The 19437-nt window shown below is 55.8% G+C and carries 13 protein-coding genes; 11 read left to right on the top strand and 2 right to left on the bottom strand.

Annotated elements, in window-relative coordinates; all coding sequences use genetic code 11:
• Nucleotides 1–146 precede the first annotated feature (146 nt).
• From ONV78_RS28430 to pbpC, 5 genes are all read left to right on the top strand, one after another.
• On the top strand, nucleotides 147–1916 hold the full coding sequence (locus ONV78_RS28430) for a serine/threonine-protein kinase (protein WP_279507905.1): 1770 nt from the start codon (nucleotides 147–149) through the stop codon (nucleotides 1914–1916).
• Nucleotides 1910–2683 carry a protein phosphatase 2C domain-containing protein gene (locus ONV78_RS28425; protein WP_216738272.1) on the top strand — a complete coding sequence of 258 codons (774 nt, stop codon included), beginning with the start codon at nucleotides 1910–1912 and terminating at the stop codon, nucleotides 2681–2683. Before ONV78_RS28430 ends, ONV78_RS28425 begins: the two co-directional genes overlap by 7 nt.
• A gap of 81 nt (nucleotides 2684–2764) precedes the next feature.
• Nucleotides 2765–3118 (top strand): FHA domain-containing protein, encoded by a 354-nt coding sequence (locus ONV78_RS28420; protein ID WP_216738273.1) that lies wholly within the window; start codon nucleotides 2765–2767, stop codon nucleotides 3116–3118.
• 297 nt (nucleotides 3119–3415) lie between these two features.
• Nucleotides 3416–8374, top strand: a complete 4959-nt coding sequence (locus tag ONV78_RS28415; RefSeq protein ID WP_279507903.1) for an alpha-2-macroglobulin — start codon at nucleotides 3416–3418, stop codon at nucleotides 8372–8374.
• Entirely contained in the window at nucleotides 8371–10764 is a 2394-nt protein-coding gene (gene pbpC / locus ONV78_RS28410; protein ID WP_279507902.1) for a penicillin-binding protein 1C, read from the top strand. Before ONV78_RS28415 ends, pbpC begins: the two co-directional genes overlap by 4 nt.
• Before the next feature lie 54 nt (nucleotides 10765–10818).
• On the opposite strand, the gene ONV78_RS28405 is transcribed toward pbpC, so the two are convergent.
• Nucleotides 10819–11631 carry a hypothetical protein gene (locus ONV78_RS28405; RefSeq protein WP_279507901.1) on the bottom strand — a complete coding sequence of 271 codons (813 nt, stop codon included), beginning with the start codon at nucleotides 11629–11631 and terminating at the stop codon, nucleotides 10819–10821.
• Nucleotides 11632–11977: 346 nt separating this feature from the next.
• On the opposite strand from ONV78_RS28405, the gene ONV78_RS28400 reads away from it, so the two are divergent.
• Both ONV78_RS28400 and ONV78_RS28395 read left to right on the top strand, forming a co-directional pair.
• Nucleotides 11978–12661: a hypothetical protein gene (locus ONV78_RS28400; RefSeq protein WP_279507900.1), complete on the top strand. Its 684-nt coding sequence runs from the start codon at nucleotides 11978–11980 to the stop codon at nucleotides 12659–12661.
• A gap of 103 nt (nucleotides 12662–12764) precedes the next feature.
• Nucleotides 12765–13352 carry an HD domain-containing protein gene (locus ONV78_RS28395; protein ID WP_279507899.1) on the top strand — a complete coding sequence of 196 codons (588 nt, stop codon included), beginning with the start codon at nucleotides 12765–12767 and terminating at the stop codon, nucleotides 13350–13352.
• A gap of 67 nt (nucleotides 13353–13419) precedes the next feature.
• Here the strand turns inward: ONV78_RS28395 and ONV78_RS28390 are convergent, their stop codons facing one another.
• Nucleotides 13420–13722 (bottom strand): Dabb family protein, encoded by a 303-nt coding sequence (locus ONV78_RS28390; protein ID WP_279507898.1) that lies wholly within the window; start codon nucleotides 13720–13722, stop codon nucleotides 13420–13422.
• A gap of 157 nt (nucleotides 13723–13879) precedes the next feature.
• On the opposite strand from ONV78_RS28390, the gene ONV78_RS28385 reads away from it, so the two are divergent.
• The 4 genes from ONV78_RS28385 to ybaK are packed head-to-tail and all read left to right on the top strand — an operon-like array spanning nucleotide 13880 to nucleotide 19267.
• Nucleotides 13880–14878, top strand: coding sequence for an HlyD family efflux transporter periplasmic adaptor subunit (locus ONV78_RS28385; RefSeq protein ID WP_279507897.1), 999 nt, complete (start codon nucleotides 13880–13882; stop codon nucleotides 14876–14878).
• Nucleotides 14845–17625 carry a ribosome-associated ATPase/putative transporter RbbA gene (gene rbbA, locus ONV78_RS28380; protein ID WP_279507896.1) on the top strand — a complete coding sequence of 927 codons (2781 nt, stop codon included), beginning with the start codon at nucleotides 14845–14847 and terminating at the stop codon, nucleotides 17623–17625. The genes ONV78_RS28385 and rbbA overlap by 34 nt, the downstream gene beginning before the upstream one ends.
• Before the next feature lies 1 nt (nucleotide 17626).
• Nucleotides 17627–18757, top strand: a complete 1131-nt coding sequence (locus ONV78_RS28375; protein ID WP_279507895.1) for an ABC transporter permease — start codon at nucleotides 17627–17629, stop codon at nucleotides 18755–18757.
• Nucleotides 18758–18787: 30 nt separating this feature from the next.
• Entirely contained in the window at nucleotides 18788–19267 is a 480-nt protein-coding gene (gene ybaK, locus ONV78_RS28370) for a Cys-tRNA(Pro) deacylase (RefSeq protein WP_216738282.1), read from the top strand.
• Nucleotides 19268–19437: the final 170 nt, after the last annotated feature.

Here is a 19437-nt window from a genome sequence, read left to right as displayed (position 1 = left end):
AGCAGCTCTTCGTTAGTCGTGTCGTAACACAACAATATGTAACGAAACTTAAACTAATTTATCTATAAGTTTCTCTAAGTGTCCGTTAATCTCTGCATGATCGGCTGATCGCCTTTTTCATCAGAATTAAAGCAGGGATACTCAGCGTGGCGGCGAAGCGTCATTCGGTTTTCAACAATGTGCGCCGATTGCTGGCGCGCGCATACAGCTTACGTACAGTGGTCATTGCGGCTGCTTGTCTTATTGTGGTCGCGCCTCAACTGGCCCGTCATCTTCCTTCTCTGGATACCTGGTTATATAACGCCGCCTGGAGCGTCAACAAGAACACTCCTATCAAGCCGGCAGACGATGTGCCTCTGGCGCAAAGGCTGATGCCGGGACTGGCGCCGTCTCCCGTATTCTTTTTAGACCCCTATCTGGCCCCGGCGAAATGGGACGCCGCCAGCCAAATTGAGACCAATGCTTTCCGCGTGGCGCCGGGACTAGAGACGCCGCCCTGGTTTTTTCTGGCGGAGAAAGCGCTCATTTTGATCTGCATGCTGCTGCTGGTGGCGGCATTGCCCCGAATGACCTGGCCGGCGGGTTTTTTTACGGTTGCTGTGTTTGTGGTTTCTCTTGCTGTCATACAGATCGGTATGCAGGTAGCGCAATCAAGATGGCTGCCGCTGGGAGTATCGATCCAGTTCCTGGTGGCGGGCTATCTGGTGATGGCGTTTTGGTTGAAACAGCAAAAGCAAATCGAAGCGTTGCGTGAAGCGCGCGAGGATGTCAGTTTACGTCTGGGTAAAATGCAGCTGAAACAAGGGATGCTGGAAGAAACACTCACGACGCTGCGTCCGTGTCTGTCCAGAGAAGACGCCTGCGCCATTGTGTACGACGTGGCCGTCCAGCAGGAAAAAAAGCGTCAGTATGACGCCGCCGCCAATACCTACTTGTCCATTGCCGCCGCCAATCCCAAATTCCGCGATGCGGCGGAACGGGCGAAGAAACTGGCGAAATTCGAAACCATGCAGCAGGCGGGAGACACCGAATGGGCGGCGACACAAACGCTGGCTACGCCGGCGGACATATCCCGTCCGGTGTTGGGGCGCTATGAAATCGTGCGGGAACTGGGACGCGGCGCCATGGGCGTGGTGTATCTGGGGCGCGATCCTAAAATCTCTCGTCAGGTCGCGGTTAAAACACTGAATTACAGGCAATTCGATTCCCATCGCCTGGCTGATCTCAAAGCGCGTTTCTTCCGTGAGGCGGAAGCGGCGGGCAGATTGGACCATCCCAACATCGTGACGGTTTATGATGTCGGCGAAGAAGCCGACCTCGCCTTTATCGCCATGGACTATATCCAGGGCAAGAGTCTCAACGCCTACGCCAAACCGGGTCGGCTGCTGCCTGTGGAAGTGGTATACATGCTGATGGCGAAAGTGGCGGAGGCTCTGGAATACGCCCATCAGAAAAATATCGTGCACCGTGACATCAAACCCGCAAATATCATCTTCAACCCGGATAACCAACAGGTTAAAGTAACTGATTTCGGCATTGCGCGGATCTCCGACAAGTCGAAAACCCGCACAGGGCAGATGCTGGGCAGTCCGTTGTATATGTCGCCGGAGCAGTTGAAAGGCGGCAAAGTGAACGGGGTCTCGGACATATTCAGCCTGGGTGTGACATTTTATCAGTTGCTGACGGGGGAGCCGCCGTTCAACGCGGATTCTCTACCTGAACTGACTCAGCAGATTCTGAACAAAAAGCACCGCAGCGTCAGAGAACTGAGGCCGGAGCTTCCCGCAAGCGCTGTTCGAATTACCAATAAGGCGTTGCAAAAGGACCCTGCCAAGCGATATGCCAATGCAGGCGAGATGGCGGAACAACTAAGGAGATGTTGCATGAACGAGTTTGGAAAAACCGCCTTATGCTGACATATAAAGTAAGTGGGCAGAGCCATGTGGGCTGTGTCCGTCGGGCGAATGAAGATTATATTGGGTGGCGCGTTTCCACCGATGGAAGAAGAGCGCTGGCGGTGTTGGCGGATGGTATGGGCGGTCACGCGGGGGGCGCCGAAGCCAGTCGCATTGCAGTCGAAGCCTTTATTGAATGCGCCATCGATCTGATGTGGCGCAATGTCGAACTATCCGAATACCTGATCCGTGAACGATTACTGGATGCGGCGGAAGCCGCCAACGAGGCGGTGTGTGTCGAACGCAGGCTGAACGAGGCCCTGTCCGGCATGGGAACCACGCTGGTGGCGGCGTTTTCTTATGATGGCGAGGCTTGCGTGGTTCATGCTGGAGACTCGCGCTGCTATTTGGTGTCGCAATCAGGGGAGCTGAGACAGCTCACCCGGGACGACAGTGTGGTGCAGCAAATGCTGGATGACGGCTCCATTACGGAACAGGACGCCCCGCATGTGCCGTACCGCAATATGCTGACCAAAGCTCTGGGGTGCCAGGAAGACCTGCTGTTCAGTTGCATTAATGTCAGTCTCAAAGAGGGAGAGCGCCTCCTGCTGTGTTCCGACGGTTTGTTCAACATGCTGCCTCAGGGCGTGATCGGCGAGCTGGCCAGCGGCGTGCGTCCGCAGGAAGAGCGCGTCGACAGTCTGATCGCAGCCACCTTGAACAAGGGCGCCGAAGATAACGTCTCCGTATTAATGGTCGAGGTGAGCGGTGTAGCCATCGACGCTTGATGTCATGCGCCGCAGAGAAAAGAAGTGGTAAACAGGATTATGTTCAGCGGAAGGACCGCAAGAAGTGAGGTAAATGTGAGTATGCCCATGCTAGCGCAACTGATTGATGATGTGGTGGCGAATAAGTTTCTTCTGGAGAAGCCGGAAATCGTGATCGGCAGGCATCCCAACTGCGATATCCAGATCAATGACATCGCCGTCAGCGGTAAACATGCGTTGATTGAGGTGGAGCAAAATCAATATATGGAAGGCGTGCTGGATGTCTTTATATCCGATAAAGGCAGCACGAACGGCACTTTCGTTAATGACGAAAAAGTCAGCGGCAGACGCCGCCTGAACAACAATGATGTGGTCAGAGTAGCCTGGAACGCCTTTACCTATATCGAAGGCGCGGAAAACACCTTAGAGAAAACCGCTTATACATTGGACGACTGATCGTTCAAACTCCGCTTGGCCGCAGGGAAGCGGCCGCTCAATTTCATAGACAGGTGGAACTACGTATCCTGGCGCTGACCGGCTCGGCGCAAGCCCTGCAGGCTTAGCGTGTTGGCCTGTCGCAAGAATCCGCTTCCCTTATTGCCATTTTTCGCCATAATTCGCCCGCAAAATTCCCTAAACCTTTGTTACGCTGATATTGATCGTCTGGTATCAGGCGGTGGCAGAGTGCGGCGATATCCTTCAAAAAACGCTTATCAAAAATCGCTACGACTAACCTCTTCTAAAGGACAGTGTATGAGAGAAGTTCTAACCCACTGGGCATGGGGCTTACTATTGGTGTTGATGGTCGGCTGCTCCGGCGAGTCCGGTAATGACGAGGGCGGTAAGACCGCACAGTCGCAGCCGGCCGCTGCTGAGAAAAGACCCGTCATTCCGGCTCCGCAACCCGAAGCTAAAAAACCGCCGGTTAAAGTGGACCGCGAAACGCTGAAGAAAGAATACGCGCAAACGCCGTTCAAAATTCTACGTATCGGCGAGCAGCCCTGGGACGATGGTCCCGCACTCTCTGTCACCTTCTCTGCGCCTTTGGATCAGGACACGATGCTGGGTCGTTATCTGACCGTAGCGGATGAGCAGAATCAGCCTGTCGCCGGAGACTGGATTCTCAACCCCGTCGGCACAACGGCCTTCTTTCCTTTTGTTGAGCCGGAAAAGCGTTATAAGGTCACCGTATCGCAAGGCCTGTCAGCCATCACCGGACGTATGCTGGAAGAGGGCGCGAGTCAGGAGATCACCACGCGTCGTCTAGACCCTAGCGTGCGTTTTATCAGTCGCGGCGCGCAATTGTCGCCGGAACTGACCGACGGCCTGGAAATCGAAGCGCTGAATATCGACGCCGTCGATATGGATATCTGGCGCATCAGCGACGATAAAATGACTGACTTCGTCGGCGGTTACCTGGGTCGCAGCTACTACGAGCTGGAGCAACTGCGTTCATGGGGCGAACTGGTGTACGGCGGTCGTTTCGACCTCAATATCGATGTGAACAAACGCAAACGCCGCCTGATCGATCTTTCCTCCGTCGAACCTCTCAAGCAACCGGGCATCTTTGTCGCCATTATGAAAGGCGCGGGGCATTACCCGTATGAATATGTCACGACCTGGTTCACTGTCAGCGACATCGGCTTGCAGGTGCGCACCTATCAAAATCAGATGCTGGCATGGGTGAACGGACTGGCTGACGCCAAGCCTCGCAGCGGCGTCAGCATTGAGTTGATCAATCAGCAAGGCAAAATGCTGAGAAACGCCAAGACCGACTCCGATGGCGTGGCCACTTTCGAAGGCGCCGAAACCTCTGCGGTGCTGGCGATTGCGCGCACGGACAAGCAACTGGCGCTGGTGCGGTTGAACCAACCGGCAATGGATTTGACTGAGTTCAAACTGCCGAGTCGCAAGCAAAACCCGCTGGAGCTATTTTTGTATAGTCCGCGCGATCTCTATCGTCCTGGCGAGACCGTGCATATCAACGCCTTACTGCGCGATCATGACGGCCGCAAGGTCACCGCCATGCCGATTCAGGCGGAACTGACCCGTCCTGACGGACGCGTGCATACCTCGTTCACCTGGCAGGGGGATGAGCAGAGCTTCTATACCACTACGTTCTCATTGCCCGAAAACACTCTGACAGGCGATTGGTTCTTCAAGGCCACCCTGGGCAATGGCGATTACTTCCTGTATCGCCTGCAGGTGGAAGACTTCCTGCCTGAACGCATGCGTTTGGAAATCAAACCGGATGCGGAAAACTACAGCACGACCGATACCATCAATCTGCAGTTGCAGGCGGAATACCTTTGGGGAGCGCCTGCCTCCGGCAACCGTGCGGAAACTACCTTGCAGATTGCGCCGGCGCGTACTGTCTCCGAAACTTTTTCTGACTTTATCTTCGGCGAAGATAACGATGCGCTGAAAGAAACGCTGTCTTTACCGCCCGTAGACTTGGACGAAGAAGGTCATTACTCCCTGGAGCTACCCAACCATTGGTCTGATGCGACTATGCCTGTGCGGGTGCGCGCTAATGTCAGCGTGTTTGAGTCCGGCGGTCGCCCTGTCGCCAGACAATGGCAACAGTCTTTGTGGCCCAGCGAGAGCCTGGTCGGCGTGCGGCCTTTGTGGGATGGCGACATCGCCGACCCTGAAACCAGTGCGGCATTTGAGCTGATTCATATTAATCAGGCGGACGAATTACTGGGCATGGAATACCTGGACGCCACCCTGGTTCGGGAAGATTCCGCCTATTACTGGCGCTGGAGTGATGACGGGTGGGACTACGAGACCACGGAGCGTAACCAGCCAGTCTACAATCGCGTATTGAAAATCGAGCCGGGCCAGCGTTTGACGGTGTCCGTACCGGTGGAGTACGGCAACTATCGTCTGGAGCTGCGCGACAAGCAGCAGAATCTGCTTAATGCCTATAAGTTCTTTGCGGGCTGGACCTGGGACGGCGAGCGCGGCGGCAAAGGCCCACGCCCTGAGCAAGTGGAGCTGCGCTGGGATAAAAACGCCTATCTGGGAGGCGATACCGCCAAGCTGACGTTGCAGGCGCCGTTTGACGGGCGCGCTATCGTCACGGTTGAAGCGAACGAGTTGCTGTGGCGTGGCGCTGTGGACGTCAAAGACGGCAAAGCGGAAATTAATGTGCCGGTGAAGGATGTCTGGACGCGTCACGATATGTTCGCCACGGCGCTGGTGTTGCGTCCCGGTAAGCAATCCGCCATGGAAATGCCGCGTCGCGCCTGGGGTATGCGTCATCTGCCTTTGGACCGCGAAGCCAGAAAAATGCAGATCGAACTGAAAGCGCCGGAGCGTGTTGAACCGGAGAGTAAAGTGGCGGTGCAGATTCAGGTGCAGCCTGGCGCAACCACCTCTAATACCGTAGCAGTGACTCTCGCTGCGGTGGATACCGGCGTCCTCAGCCTGACCCGCTTCAAAACGCCTGACCCATTCGCCTGGTTCTTCAGTCCGCGTAGTTACTCTGCGGAAATTCGCGACACCTATTCCAGTCTGATCGAAATGAGCAGCGCGGACCGCGCCAGACAACGTTTCGGCGGCGACGCGGATGAAATGTCCCGTGGCGGCGATGCCCCCGTCAGCGATGTGCAGATTGTCTCTCTCTATTCAGGCAAAGTGGCGCTGGATGCGGAAGGGAAGGGAACCATCGAACTGCAACTGCCTTACTTCAATGGCGAAGTGCGCCTGATGGCGGTGGCGTTTGACGACGCGCGCAGTGGTTCTGCGGAAAAACCGATGACCATCGCCGCGCCGGTCGTGGCGGAAGTCAACTTGCCGCGTTTCCTGGCGTTTGGCGACAAAACCGAAGCGCTCTGGGATCTGCAAAACCTGTTGCCGGAACAACGTAAACTGAGCGTCAAAGTCAGCGCTGACAACCCTCTGGGTAGCGGCGAATTCGCCACGGAAATAACTCTGGCGGGCAAAGGCCGCGAATGGGTGCGCTTGCCTCTGGAGGCGATGGATGCGGAAGGCGTGGGCAAACTGTCGTTGAGCGTCACGTCGACGGATGGCCTGGAGCCGGCGATCAATATTCAGCGTGAATGGAAGCTCGGCCTGCGTCCGCCTTATCCGGCGCAATTGAACGTGCAAAGCCATGTTTTGGAGTCCGGCGCAGCTATGTCGCTGACCGACCCGTTGATTGATATGGCCCTGAGTTCGTCGCTGGAAACACAGCTGTCAGTCGGCCCTGTGCCGCCGCTGGATTCCAACGAATACATGAAGTATCTGATTCAATACCCCTATGGTTGCCTGGAACAGACTTCCAGCCGGGTATGGCCGTTACTGCTGGCGACGGAGCAGGACTTGTTCAAGTACGACCGCAGTAGCGGCAAGCAGCTCGCCCAAGAGCGCGATCAGTGGGTTGAGAAAGGCCTGGGACGCATTTCCGGCATGCAGCGTTACGATGGCAGCTTCGGGCTATGGGGCAACGACAGTGATGAATATCACTGGCTGAGCGTTTACGCCACGGATCTGCTGCTGACGGCGAAACAGCGCGGCTATAACGTGGATCAGGGGCTGCTCGATAACGCGTTGGGACGTCTGCGCACCTATCTGACCACGCAAGGTCGCCTGAGCACCGAGAACAGCTACTACAGCGAAGCCCGCGATCATTACCACCTGGCTTATCGCGCCTACGCCGCATTGGTGTTGGCGTCGGTGCAGCAAGCCAAGCTGGCGGACGTTCGCACCCTGTACGATAACTACAGCAAGTGGGCCAAATCGCCCTTGCCGCTGGCGCAACTGGCGTTGGCGCTGGAGAAACTGGGCGACGCCCGACGCGCGCAGGAAGCCTGGTACAAGGCGCTGCATTGGGGCGAAATCGGACGTTACTATGCCGGCGATTACGGTTCACCGGTGCGCGATCTCGCCTGGACGCTGTTGCTATCTCTGGACAGCGCCGTCGCCAAGCAGCCCTGGGATCTGATCTATCCGTTGCGGGATGAACTGCGTGATCGCCGCTGGTTGTCCACCCAGGAGCAAATGGCCCTGTATCGCCTGTCCCTGGCTTTGAACACTAAAGCTGGCGCTGAATGGAAAGCCTCTCTGGCGTTAAATGGCGAAAGCGAGGTGCTGGAGCAGACGCAACAATGGATCAACACCTGGAGTAAAGGTTCCTGGCCCGGCGATGCGCAACTGAGCAACATGAACGACTTCCCGCTGTTCGTCACCTTCAAGGCGCAAGGTTATCCGACGCAGGCGCCGAAACAGACCTTCGACGGAATCGAAGTCGAACGGGAGTTCTTCGACCTGAACGGTCAGCCCCTCAACGTGAAGAAGCTGGAAAGCGGCGACTTCGTGTTGGTGATGCTGCAAGTGCGTACGCAAGGCCATCGTTACCTGCCGGACGCATTGCTGGTGGATCTGCTGCCGGCGGGTCTGGAGCTGGAAAACCAGAATCTTGCTAACGCCACGCGCTTCGATGAAGTGGTGGTGCGCAATAAGATGGTCAGAGACTGGGTGGCGGATACCAGAGTGTTGCATCAGGAATACCGCGATGACCGTTATGTCGCCGCAGTCCCTCTGGACGCCTACAGCACCTCCGTGATCTTTTATTTGGCGCGGGCGGTGTCGCCGGGCGAGTACGTGATTCCTCCCACGGTTGTGGAGGATATGTATCGCCCGTACTACCGGGCGATCAGCAACACGCCAGGAAAAGTGACCATCAAGGAGCGCTCCGCGCAATGATGGGTAGGGCGCAATCTGTACGGAAAAGTGGAAGAGGGCGGCGCAAGAGCGCTCTTCAGCTACTGATGGCGTTGGGTTGCGCCCTGGTGTTCTGGATTGTCGTGTTTGTCGCCGCCGACGCCTTGTTTCCCTTGCAGGCGCCTCAGGAACAGGGGCGTCGCTTCGCCCAGGTGGTGGTGGACGCCAGGGGGCAGCCGCTAAGGGCGTTTCCGGATCAGGACGGCGTGTGGCGTTATCCGGTGACGCCGGAGCAGGTGTCGCCGCGCTACCTGCAGGCCTTGATGTCTTACGAAGACCGCTGGTTTTACTATCACCCTGGCGTTAATCCGCTGGCGTTGATTCGCGCCTTTGGACAGTGGATCTATCATCGTGAAACGGTGTCTGGCGGCTCCACGTTGACCATGCAGGTTGCGCGAGTCCTGCATCCGCATTCACGGACATTGCCGGGCAAGTTATATCAGATGTTTCGGGCGCTGCAGTTGGAGGCGCATTTCAGCAAAGAGGAAATCCTCACGCTGTATCTTAACTACGCGCCATTTGGCGGCGCGGTGGAAGGCGTTCAGGCGGCGAGTTATACCTATCTGGGCAAACCCGCCGCGCAACTGACCCATGCCGAAGCGGCGCTATTGGCGGTGTTGCCGCAGCGGCCTTCCGCATTGCGACCGGACCGCTTTCCAGCGCGCGCGCGTCAGGCTCGCGACAAGGTTATCCAGCGCATGCGTACATTTGAGTTATGGTCGCAGCAGGAAACCCGCGAGGCGTTGCAGGAGCCGGTGAGCGCGTTTTTTAATCCCCATCCCATGCTGGCGCCGTTATTGGCGCGGCGACTCAGTCAGGCGTTTCCAGAGCAAGCGCTGATCCAAACCAATATCGACAGCGCGCAACAGACTGCTGCGCAAGGGCTGGTGGCGGATTATATCCGTCAGTTCCCCGAGCAGACTTCCGCCGCGGTGTTGGTGGTGGATAATGCGTCGCTGGCGGTGCGCGCGTATGTGGGAACCGCGGAGTTCGGCTCGGAGGAAAGAGCGGGGCACGTGGACATGGTTCAGGCGGTGCGCTCCCCTGGAAGCACGCTAAAACCGTTTTTATATGGCATGGCCATTGATGAAGGGCTGATTCACTCGGAGTCTTTGCTGACGGACGCGCCACTTGCGTTCGCAGGCTATCGTCCTTTGAACTTCGATACCGGATTTTCCGGCCCTGTCGGCGTCAGTGAAGCGCTACGTCGCTCGCTGAATGTTCCGGCAGTTCAGGTGCTGGACGCCCTGGGGCCGGAGTTGTTTTACGCAAGACTCGCCAACGCGGGAACGCCTTTGCGTTTGCCGGCGGGGGCGCGCCCTAATTTGTCACTGGCGTTAGGCGGCTCGGGAGCGACCTTGGAAGAGCTTGCTGGCGCTTATGCTGCATTGGGGCGACAAGGAATGGCCGGGCGTCTGCGGCTACAGCCTGATGATCCTATAACGGAGCGTCGACTGCTCTCCACTGGCGCAGCCTGGATTATTCAAAACGCATTGCGCATGCCGTTGGAACGCAGCAACAATCTGTACCGGCAAAGCCGGGCCTGGATGCCGAAGATCGCCTATAAAACCGGCACCAGCTTTGGATTTCGCGACGCCTGGGCGCTGGCTTCCACTGAAGCGGTGACCGTAGCCGTGTGGGTCGGCAGGCCCGATGGCACTGCATTGCCCCATAATACGGGCCGCTTTTCGGCGGTGCCTCTGCTTGATCGATTGCTGCATCTGATGCCAGTGGAGTCATTGCAACCCTCTGCACAGCCAGCGAATGTGCGACAGGCTCCGATATGCTGGCCGCTGGGAACGCAACAACAATTGCAGTCAAGCGATGCCTGTCAGCAAATACACCATGCCTGGTTGTTGGATGAGGCTGCCCCGCCAACGCTGCGTGACCCATTTCAATCCCTTGGGGAATCTCTGTCTGTCGCAGTGAGCCTGGATGCTTCCGGGCAATATCGAATAACGCCCCATTGTACTGAAGCGAAAGTGACCCAAACGCAAGTGACTCTCTGGCCTGCGTCCCTGGAGCCATGGCTGCCCAGGCGTCGGCAAAGGGATAAGCTCCTGCCGCCAATACACCCAGCCTGTGGCGCGGAAGCAGACCAGGCGATCGGCGTCCTGGCGATGGAGGGCATTCGCCCAGGCTCCACATTAACCCCGCTTCCCGGCGAAGGCGAACTGCCGGAAGTTAAGCTAAAAGCGGACGGCGCCCAAGGAGAAAACCACTGGTTTCTGGACGGCGTATGGCTCGGTTCAGTAGAACCCGGTCAGGAATGGTCGTTGGCTTCGTTGACTAACGGCCCGCATGTTGTGTCCGTGATGGATCAGGCGGGTAAGACGGCGCGGGTGGCGTTCCGAGTGGCAGGGGTTAAATAGTTGGAGCTGGCAAATGATCCGCCCGATCAGACAAGCTGCCGGGCGGTAACATGGTTACTTGATGTCAGATAAGTTGGCGTCCTCAAGCTGTTTCCAGGTCATAAAGTAGCTTGGGTTTCCGTTAACGCCTAAGTAGACTCCTGCTTCAGAGTTATCGTATTTGAGCGTCAAAACGGTATTACTGTCCCCTGTAATTTGGATCACGCCTTCATAAGGGTAATCGGCGTCCTCGTTTCTCTCGACATTGGTAGTGGATTGCACTTTGAGAGAAGCATTTGACAACATAGAGCCGCTTAAATTCATGTTAATTGAAAAGGAAGTCTTTAGGCTATTATCGCTCCCATTAACGTTGATTCCGGTTACGACTAACTGCTTGGAGCTCCCAATCATATTAAGATTTAACTGGCCTGATAAGCGCATATCCAGCAGCTTTTGATAATACTCGGCTTGCAAGTCTATCGTCCCATTGATAGCTAGTTTTCCATCAATGGAGCAGTTCTTCGTCACTGCCTTTCCAATGATATCTTTTTTGCCGGTAACGCTGTTGCGTGTGGATTTCATGCTAAGGGCGACGCTGCCTGAACGCTCGCATGGATTAGTCTCTGAATAGTCGTCAGTTTCGCCGTCGTTAGAAAAGTATATGATGTCCTGCAGTTTAACTAATAGGCTGGCTAGCTGCGTGGCGTTGCCCTCCGAGATGGCGAATGTCTTTGTAGTCGAGCTGTCGCTATCAGGGTTTGAGACGCGAACTGGATTTGTTCCGCTGTCACCTCCGCCACCTCCACCTCCGCATGCGGATATAAGTAAAATGCTTGAAGTCAGCAGTGTGGCTGGACCAAAACGATGTATTGAGAAGTTGCTTAGCATTTACTGTATTACTCCTGTGTAAAACCATCCCTCGAGGAAACTAACCTGAACACGCGCAATAACGTGGAGTGCGCGAAAAATGGCGTTTTATATCCGAGCGGGCGTAAGAATTGAGCTTAACGGCGTTTAGCCGGGAGCGGCATTCTAGTTAGTTTTTGATTAGTAGGAAATATTTTTACATTGGGCCCAGAGGTAGGAGGTCTTTGTCGCCGCTTTTTCTGTATGATGTGGCCAATCATTCAGTATCAATAAAGCTCAGCGTGGAACGGGCTTGAATACTATTTCGTTCTACGCTCAAGATTTTAAGGCGTTTATGAAAACTGCAAAAACGATTCGGAGCGCCGCTATGGCGCTCGCCTTAATTTCCTCCCTGGCGGCGGCGGAAGACAATACGGTCTCTTGCGATAGCGACGTCATTAAGTGGTTTTCCAGCAAGAACTATGAAGCTGGCGACCTGACTTTCTATGATGGCGTCTGGTATCGATCTCGTATGCGCCATTCGGGAATGCAGCCAGGTATCGGGTTTACCTGGGAGAAACTGGATCTGCCGCCTTGTGAAGCCATTCTGGAAGCCAGTGATGGTGAGTCCGCCAAGAAGCTGGAACCAGGTCATCTGACGACCCCTTCTGAAAACACACGTCCTATTGATGCGCAAGCGGCTGTTGCGGACGTCGATGAGCGTGGCGAAGCCGATAGCGGGATTGAGGGCGGCGCATCGACAGTGACGGAAGCGTCGGTGGTCGAGCAGCCTGTTGAAGCGCAAGTGGAAGATGTCGGCTCAGACGACTGGCGGGAGAAAGAGAGTCTGATTTCGCAGATAAAAAATCTGTTGAGCCCTGAGCCTGAGTCCGATGGACCGAAATGCGCTGACATCAAGCCCTGGAATTTTGCGCAGTCCTACTATGTCTCCGATTTGGTGAGCTATAAGGGACAATATTACTCGGCGATTCGTAATTCCAACGGCGGCTATCCGGATACCATGCAGGCGCCGCCATCCTGGAAGCCGATTGAGCTGGACTGCGACAACTAAGCCGTTCATTTAGCAGACAAACCGCGTGCTTATGGTTGTCTGCTACATCTCGACTGGCGCAGCCGCTGACATTTGAAGTATTTACAGCAAAAGGAGAAGACGAATGCTGCAATCCGACATTCATGGAATATTGGAATTTTTAAGAGGGGCGGAGCAGCTTAAGAACGTCATCCGCTCCGCCTGGACTTCTGCGGGCCGTAAAGAGAGCACTGCGGAACATACCTGGCGCCTCTGCCTGATGGCGATGGTGTTTGAAAAGGCGCTGCCGGAGCTGGATTTCGCCAAGCTGCTAAAAATATGCCTTATTCACGATCTTGGAGAGGCCATCAGCGGAGACATTCCTGCGACGGAACAGTCTCCGGATGTCGATAAGTCCATTCAGGAACGCAAAGATCTGCAGCAGTTACTGACGCCGCTGCCCGAGGCTCAGCAGCAGGAAATTCTGGCGCTGTGGGATGATTATGACCAAGTGCAATCCATTGAGGCTAAAGTCGCCAAAGCCCTGGATAAGATGGAAACCATCCTGCAGCACAATCAGGGGAAAAACCCTCAGGATTTCGATTACGCGTTCAACCTGGAATACGGCAAAAAATACGCGAATATAGACCCATTTATTCAGCAATTACGGGAAATTGTCGATCAGGAGACGCTGGAGAAAGCGCAAGGCTCAGGGAAAGGGCAGGCTAAGTAATGGGGTAACCATATTCCCGAGACGAACCCTGGGAAATCTCCTGGCTGGTCTCGGGATTTTTAAGGCTTTATTCCGCTACTTCGTAATCGAACACCATGACATCGGCAATGGTCGGAACGAAAACTTCTTTGAACGCTTCATGCTTGGGGTGAGGAAGATAAGCGTCGCGGTCCGCAATAGTGGCGAAGGACAGATTGAAGCAATGCTCCAGGCCTTTGGTCAGTCCCTCTGGACTATTGTTGGGGCCGTATTCGAACGCGGCGACTTCGTCCATTTCCTCCGCCATTCTTGCGAAACGCTCGACCATTTCCGCCACATCCGCCTTGGATAGGCTGTCTTTAAACTTCACGAATACAAAATGTCTGATCATGTCCAAGTCTCCGGGATGGCGGACAGGCGCCGCCGTTCGTTAAGTTTCTGATAACTAAGCGCCTTTGCGAATCGGATTTGACGCTCGTCAGCGTTGTCGCGATCATTTTTCTTTATTGTTCCTTTCGTTTTCGAATTTGTACGAGGGAGGAGGAGAAATGAACAGCGAATTGCAGCGCGAATCGCAAAAAAAGTGGATCAGGTTTCTGGCTCCGGCGCTATTGCTGGCGGCGGCCGGATTCGCCTACATGGCCTACCAGCCGGACAGTCTACCGGACTCCATCGCCCGGGGAAATGGGCGTCTGGAAGCGCAGGAAATTGATGTCGCCACCAAGCTGCCGGGACGGGTGGAGGAAGTTCTGGTGGAAGAGGGAGAAATGGTGAAAGCCGGCCAGGTGCTGGCGCGCATCAATGTGGATGATCTGCAGGCGGAGTTGCGTCAGGCCCAGGCTACGCTGCGTCAGGTGCAGGAATCCGCCAAGTACGCGGAAGCGGTGGTGGATCAATATGAAAGTGAGTTGAGCTTTGCGGAAAAGGAGCTGACTCGCTCTACTCAGTTGAGTCAGAAAGGCCACGTCTCCGCGGAGAAACTGGACCTGGACAAGACTTCCAAGTTACGTGCTGAAGCCGCACTCAAAGCCGCCCGCATCAAGGTGGTGGAAGCTCAGGCGGCGATTGAAGCCGCGCAAGCGGCCATTGAGCGCCTGTACGCCAATATCGCCGAATCCGAGTTGAAAGCGCCCATCGACGCCCGGGTGCTCTATCGACTGGCGGAGCCGGGAGAGGTGCTGGGCTCCGGTGGCAAGGTGGTGGCCTTGTTGGACCTGACCGACGTCTACATGACGATTTTTCTCCCTACCTATCAGGCTGGCGTGTTGTCAGTAGGCGCGGATGCGCGAGTAGTGGTCGACGCCTTGCCGGACTTGCGTATTCCCGCCAGGGTTTCTTATGTGGCGCCCCGGGCGCAATTCACGCCCAAGCAGGTGGAGACGCAGACGGAGCGTGAGAAACTGATGTTCCGGGTGAAAGTGAAAATTGATCCTGACTTGCTGAAAGCGCATCAGGAAAAAGTCAAAACCGGGGTCACAGGCGTGGCTTTTGTGAAACTGGAAGACGCTGCTGAATGGCCGGAAGATCTGCAAGTGAGGCTGCAGTGAACCCGGCGGCGCCGGTCATCGAAATCAATGGGCTCGAACATCGATACGGCGACCTTCTCGCGCTTCAAACGCTGAGCCTGAGTATTCCCGCTGGCGTCATTGCCGGGATCATTGGTCCCGACGGCGTCGGCAAGTCCAGTCTGTTGAACCTGATATCCGGCGCCGCGCGTATTCAGTGCGGCTCGGTGAGCGTATTGGGCGGCGACATCGGCGACGATAATGTGCGCGATGAACTGTCGCCCCGCATCGCTTATATGCCGCAAGGGCTGGGGAAAAACCTGTACTTCTCGCTCTCTGTTTTCGAGAACGTGGACTTCTTTGGCCGCCTGTTTGGTCTGGATAAGAGGGAGCGTCATCAGCGCATCAATACCTTGTTACGCCGCACTGGTCTGAGCCGGTTTCGCGAGCGGCCGGCGGGTAAGCTTTCCGGCGGCATGAAGCAGAAGCTGGGGTTGTGCTGCGCCCTGATTCATGACCCGGACTTGCTGATTCTGGATGAGCCGACCACCGGTGTCGATCCATTGTCCCGTCGCCAGTTCTGGCGGTTGATTGATGAGCTGCGGGGCGATGCTGGTCGCATGAGCGTGCTGGTGTCCACGGCCTACATGGATGAAGCGGAACGCTTTGACTGGCTGGTGGCGATGGATAAGGGCCGAATTCTGGCGACGGGAACGCCAAAGGAGTTGAAGACGCGAACCGGGGCGGGAAATCTTGATGAGGCGTTTATTCGCTTGCTGCCGGAAGAAAGCCGCAAAGGGCATCGTGAGCTGACGATTTCCCCCTGGCGAGAGCGCTCGTCAACCCCCGCCATTGAAGCGGAAGGGCTGGTTAAACGCTTTGGCGATTTCACGGCGGTAGATCATGTGAGTTTCAGTATTCGTCAGGGAGAAATCTTCGGTTTTATCGGCTCTAACGGCTGCGGTAAAACCACCACGATGAAGATGCTGACCGGGTTGTCTCCACCGACCACTGGCGCCGTGCGACTGTTTGGCGCCGAAATGGCGTCGAACGACCTGTCTGCGAAGAGAAACGTGGGGTACATGTCGCAGTCGTTTTCACTCTACGCTGAGTTGACCGTGCGCCAAAACCTCATGCTGCACGCACGCATATTTGGATTGGACGCCAGCCAGTCGGAAACGCGAACTCAGGAGCTGTTGAGCGAGTTTGATCTGCTGGCCTATGAGCATGAATTTGCGGAATCCCTGCCTCTGGGGATTCGGCAGCGTCTTTCGCTGGCGGTGGCTGTCGTCCACAAGCCAAAAATTCTTATTCTGGATGAGCCCACCTCCGGCGTGGACCCGGTGGCGAGGGATCGGTTCTGGGAGCATCTTATTCAGCTTTCCCGCCAGGATGGGGTGACCATATTTATATCCACCCACTTTATGAATGAAGGCGAGCGCTGTGACCGCGTGTCGTTGATGCACGCCGGTAAAGTATTGGCCTGCGACACACCTCAAAATATTGTGGCGCAACGGCAGGCGGAGAATTTTGAAGAGGCGTTCGTCAGTTGTTTGACTGAAGCCGCCAGCGAGGGCCAGGACGCTGATGACGACGCTGGCGATGAACTTCCTTCGGATGTAAATCCATCGCCTGAGCGTCCCAAACCGCCCATGACGCGAGGTTTCAATATGCGTCGAATGTTGGCCTATGCGCACAGGGAATCGCTGGAGTTTTTGCGCGATCCGATTCGCCTGACGTTTGCGTTGTTGGGCTCGGTTATCTTGATGTTTGTGTTGGGATACGGCGTCAGTCTGGATGTAGAGGATCTGGCGTTCGCCGTCTACGATCAGGATCAAACGCCGGAAAGCCGTGACTACATTCAGTATCTGGCGGGATCGCGCTATTTCATTCAGCAGCCGCCGGCGTCCACCTATGAGGATGTGGATCGTCGCATGCGCAGTGGCGAACTCAGCTTTGTGGTGGAGATCCCCTCCGGCTATGGGCGCGACATACGCCGAGGACGACCGACTGGCGTGGCGGTATGGCTGGATGGCGCCATGCCGTTCCGGGGCGAGACGATCAAAGGATATTTGTCCGCCGCCCACTACGCTTATCTTGGAGATCTCGCCATACGTTCATTGGGTTCGGCGCCTGCGTTGTCTCCAGTCAATTTGGAAATGCGTTATCGATACAACCAGGATTTCCGCAGCATCTACGCCATGGTTCCCGCGGTGATTCCTATGCTGCTGATATTCATTCCCGCCATCTTGATGGCGCTGGCGGTGGTGCGGGAGAAGGAGCTGGGCTCCATCGTCAACCTGTATGTCACGCCGGTGACGCGGTTGGAGTTTCTGCTGGGCAAGCAGGCGCCATACATTCTTGTCAGTATGATCAGCTTTTTGTTGCTGGTGGCGCAGTCGGTTTTTTTCTTCGATGTGCCCATCAAAGGCAGCTTCGCTGCGTTAAGCGTCGCGGCGCTTTTGTATGTCACCGCAACGACAGGGCTGGGATTGCTGGTGTCTTCGTTTACCCGGACCCAGATTGCCGCGTTGGCGGGGACGGCGTTGGCCACACTGGTTCCCGCGGTGCAGTTTTCCGGTATGACAGATCCGGTGTCCTCCCTGGAAGGGGCTGGCGCCTGGATCGGCAGCCTGTATCCGACCACTTACTTTCTGATTATCAGTCGGGGAACCTTCACCAAGGCGCTGGAGTTTGCGGATCTGTACCGTTACTTCCTGATTCTCGCCGCCTTCATTCCGGTGGTTACTGTGCTGTCGGTATTAACTCTGAAAAAGCAGGGGCGTTGATATGAGAACCAGATTAGCCAATATTCGCCGCCTGGGAGTGAAAGAGATTCGCAGCTTTCTACATGACCGCGCACTGCTGATATTTGTCCTGGCGGCGTTCACGATCATTGTGTACAGCGCCGCGACGGCTGCCTCACGGGAACTGCGCAACGCGCCGCTCGCAATCGTGGATGAAGACCAGAGCCAACTGTCTTTACGCATCGCCAATGCGTTTTACCCCCCGCATTTCAAAGAGCCGGAGTTGATCTCTTATGCGGAAGTGGACGCAGGAATGGATGAAGGGCGCTACACCTTTGTGGTGGTTATTCCATCCGGTTTTCAGAAGGACGTGATGGCGGGAGGCAGTGCGGATGTACAGGTGAATATCGACGCCACCGCCATGACGCAGGCGTTCATTGGCGCTACCTATATTCGCAGTATCGTGACGGCGGAGGTGAATGAGTTCGTCAGCGGACGCCGTGACGATGCGGCGCTGCCGATAGAGCAGAATGTGCGCGTCATGTTTAACCCCAATCTGACGGGATACTGGTTCGGTGGCGTGATGGAGATTATTTCTCAGATCACACTGTTGTCGATTATTCTCACCGGTGCTGCGTTGATCCGAGAGAAAGAGCACGGCACTCTGGAGCATCTGTTGGTGATGCCATTGTCGCCCCTGGAAATTATGGCGGCGAAGGTGTGGTCCAATGGGCTGGTCGTTCTGCTGGGGGCGGCCATGTCGCTGTATGTGGTGATCCAGGGCGTGTTGGATGTGCCGATTGCAGGATCGATTCCGTTATTTCTGGTCGGAGTAGCGCTGCATCTGTTCTCCACGACCTCCATGGGGATATTCCTCGGCACGGTCGCACGCTCCATGCCGCAACTGGGACTGCTGATTATCCTGGTGATACTGCCCATGCAGTTGCTGTCCGGCGGCATCACGCCGAGGGAAAGCATGCCGGATATCGTGCAATACATCATGCTGGCGGCGCCGACCACGCACTTCGTCAGTTTTGCGCAGGCGATTATCTATCGCGGCGCCGGGTTCTCCGCGGTATGGCCTCAATTTCTCGCCATCACGGCGATTGGATTGGCTTTGTTTCTGGCGGCGCTTGGACGATTCCGGAAAATGGTGGAAACTACCCAATCGTAAACAAATAGCCATGCAGTAAAAGGAAGTCCGATGACGCCAGCGATCAATCAGGCCAAGAAGGCCAAGGTAACCTACCAAGTTCATGAATACGCGCACGATCCGCGTTCTGAATCCTACGGAGAGGAAGCCGCACAGGCAATGGGAGCGCCTGCTGAGCGCGTATTCAAGACGCTGCTGGTGTCATTGACCGGCGGCGCGCAAAAGCTCGCCGTGGGAATAGTGCCGGTCTCCGGAAAGCTGGACCTGAAAGCCGTTGCGAAGGCGCTAGGCGCCAAAAAAGCAGAGATGGCGGACCCAAAAGAAGCGGAGCGCGCCACCGGATACATTGTCGGCGGCATCAGCCCACTGGGACAGAAAAAGCGCCTTCCTACCGTCCTTGACGATACCTCTCTCAACTACGCCACCATCTTCGTCAGCGCAGGAAAACGAGGCCTGGAAATAGAACTTGCTCCTCAGGACTTGCTATCGCTCACTGGCGGCGTCGCCGCGGCGATTGGCGTTTCAGATTGAATGGAATATGAAACAGATGTTGACGCCTTGGCGTGATGCATGATCGCGCCGATGAGGGCCGGATTAGGTTTCTGAGAGAGAGTACATGTATCGAAAGTCGATGCCAAAATGCGAAGTAAAGGGGTCTCTAGACCCAGTGCTATTTAGACATATGGGCATAGAAGACCTTA

Origin of the sequence: Hahella sp. CR1, from assembly GCF_029813005.1 — a bacterium.
In the GTDB taxonomy this organism is placed as follows: Bacteria; Pseudomonadota; Gammaproteobacteria; order Pseudomonadales; family Oleiphilaceae; genus Hahella.
The sequence above is the reverse complement of the archived record's forward strand: the minus strand, read 5'-3'. Positions and strand labels throughout refer to the sequence as shown.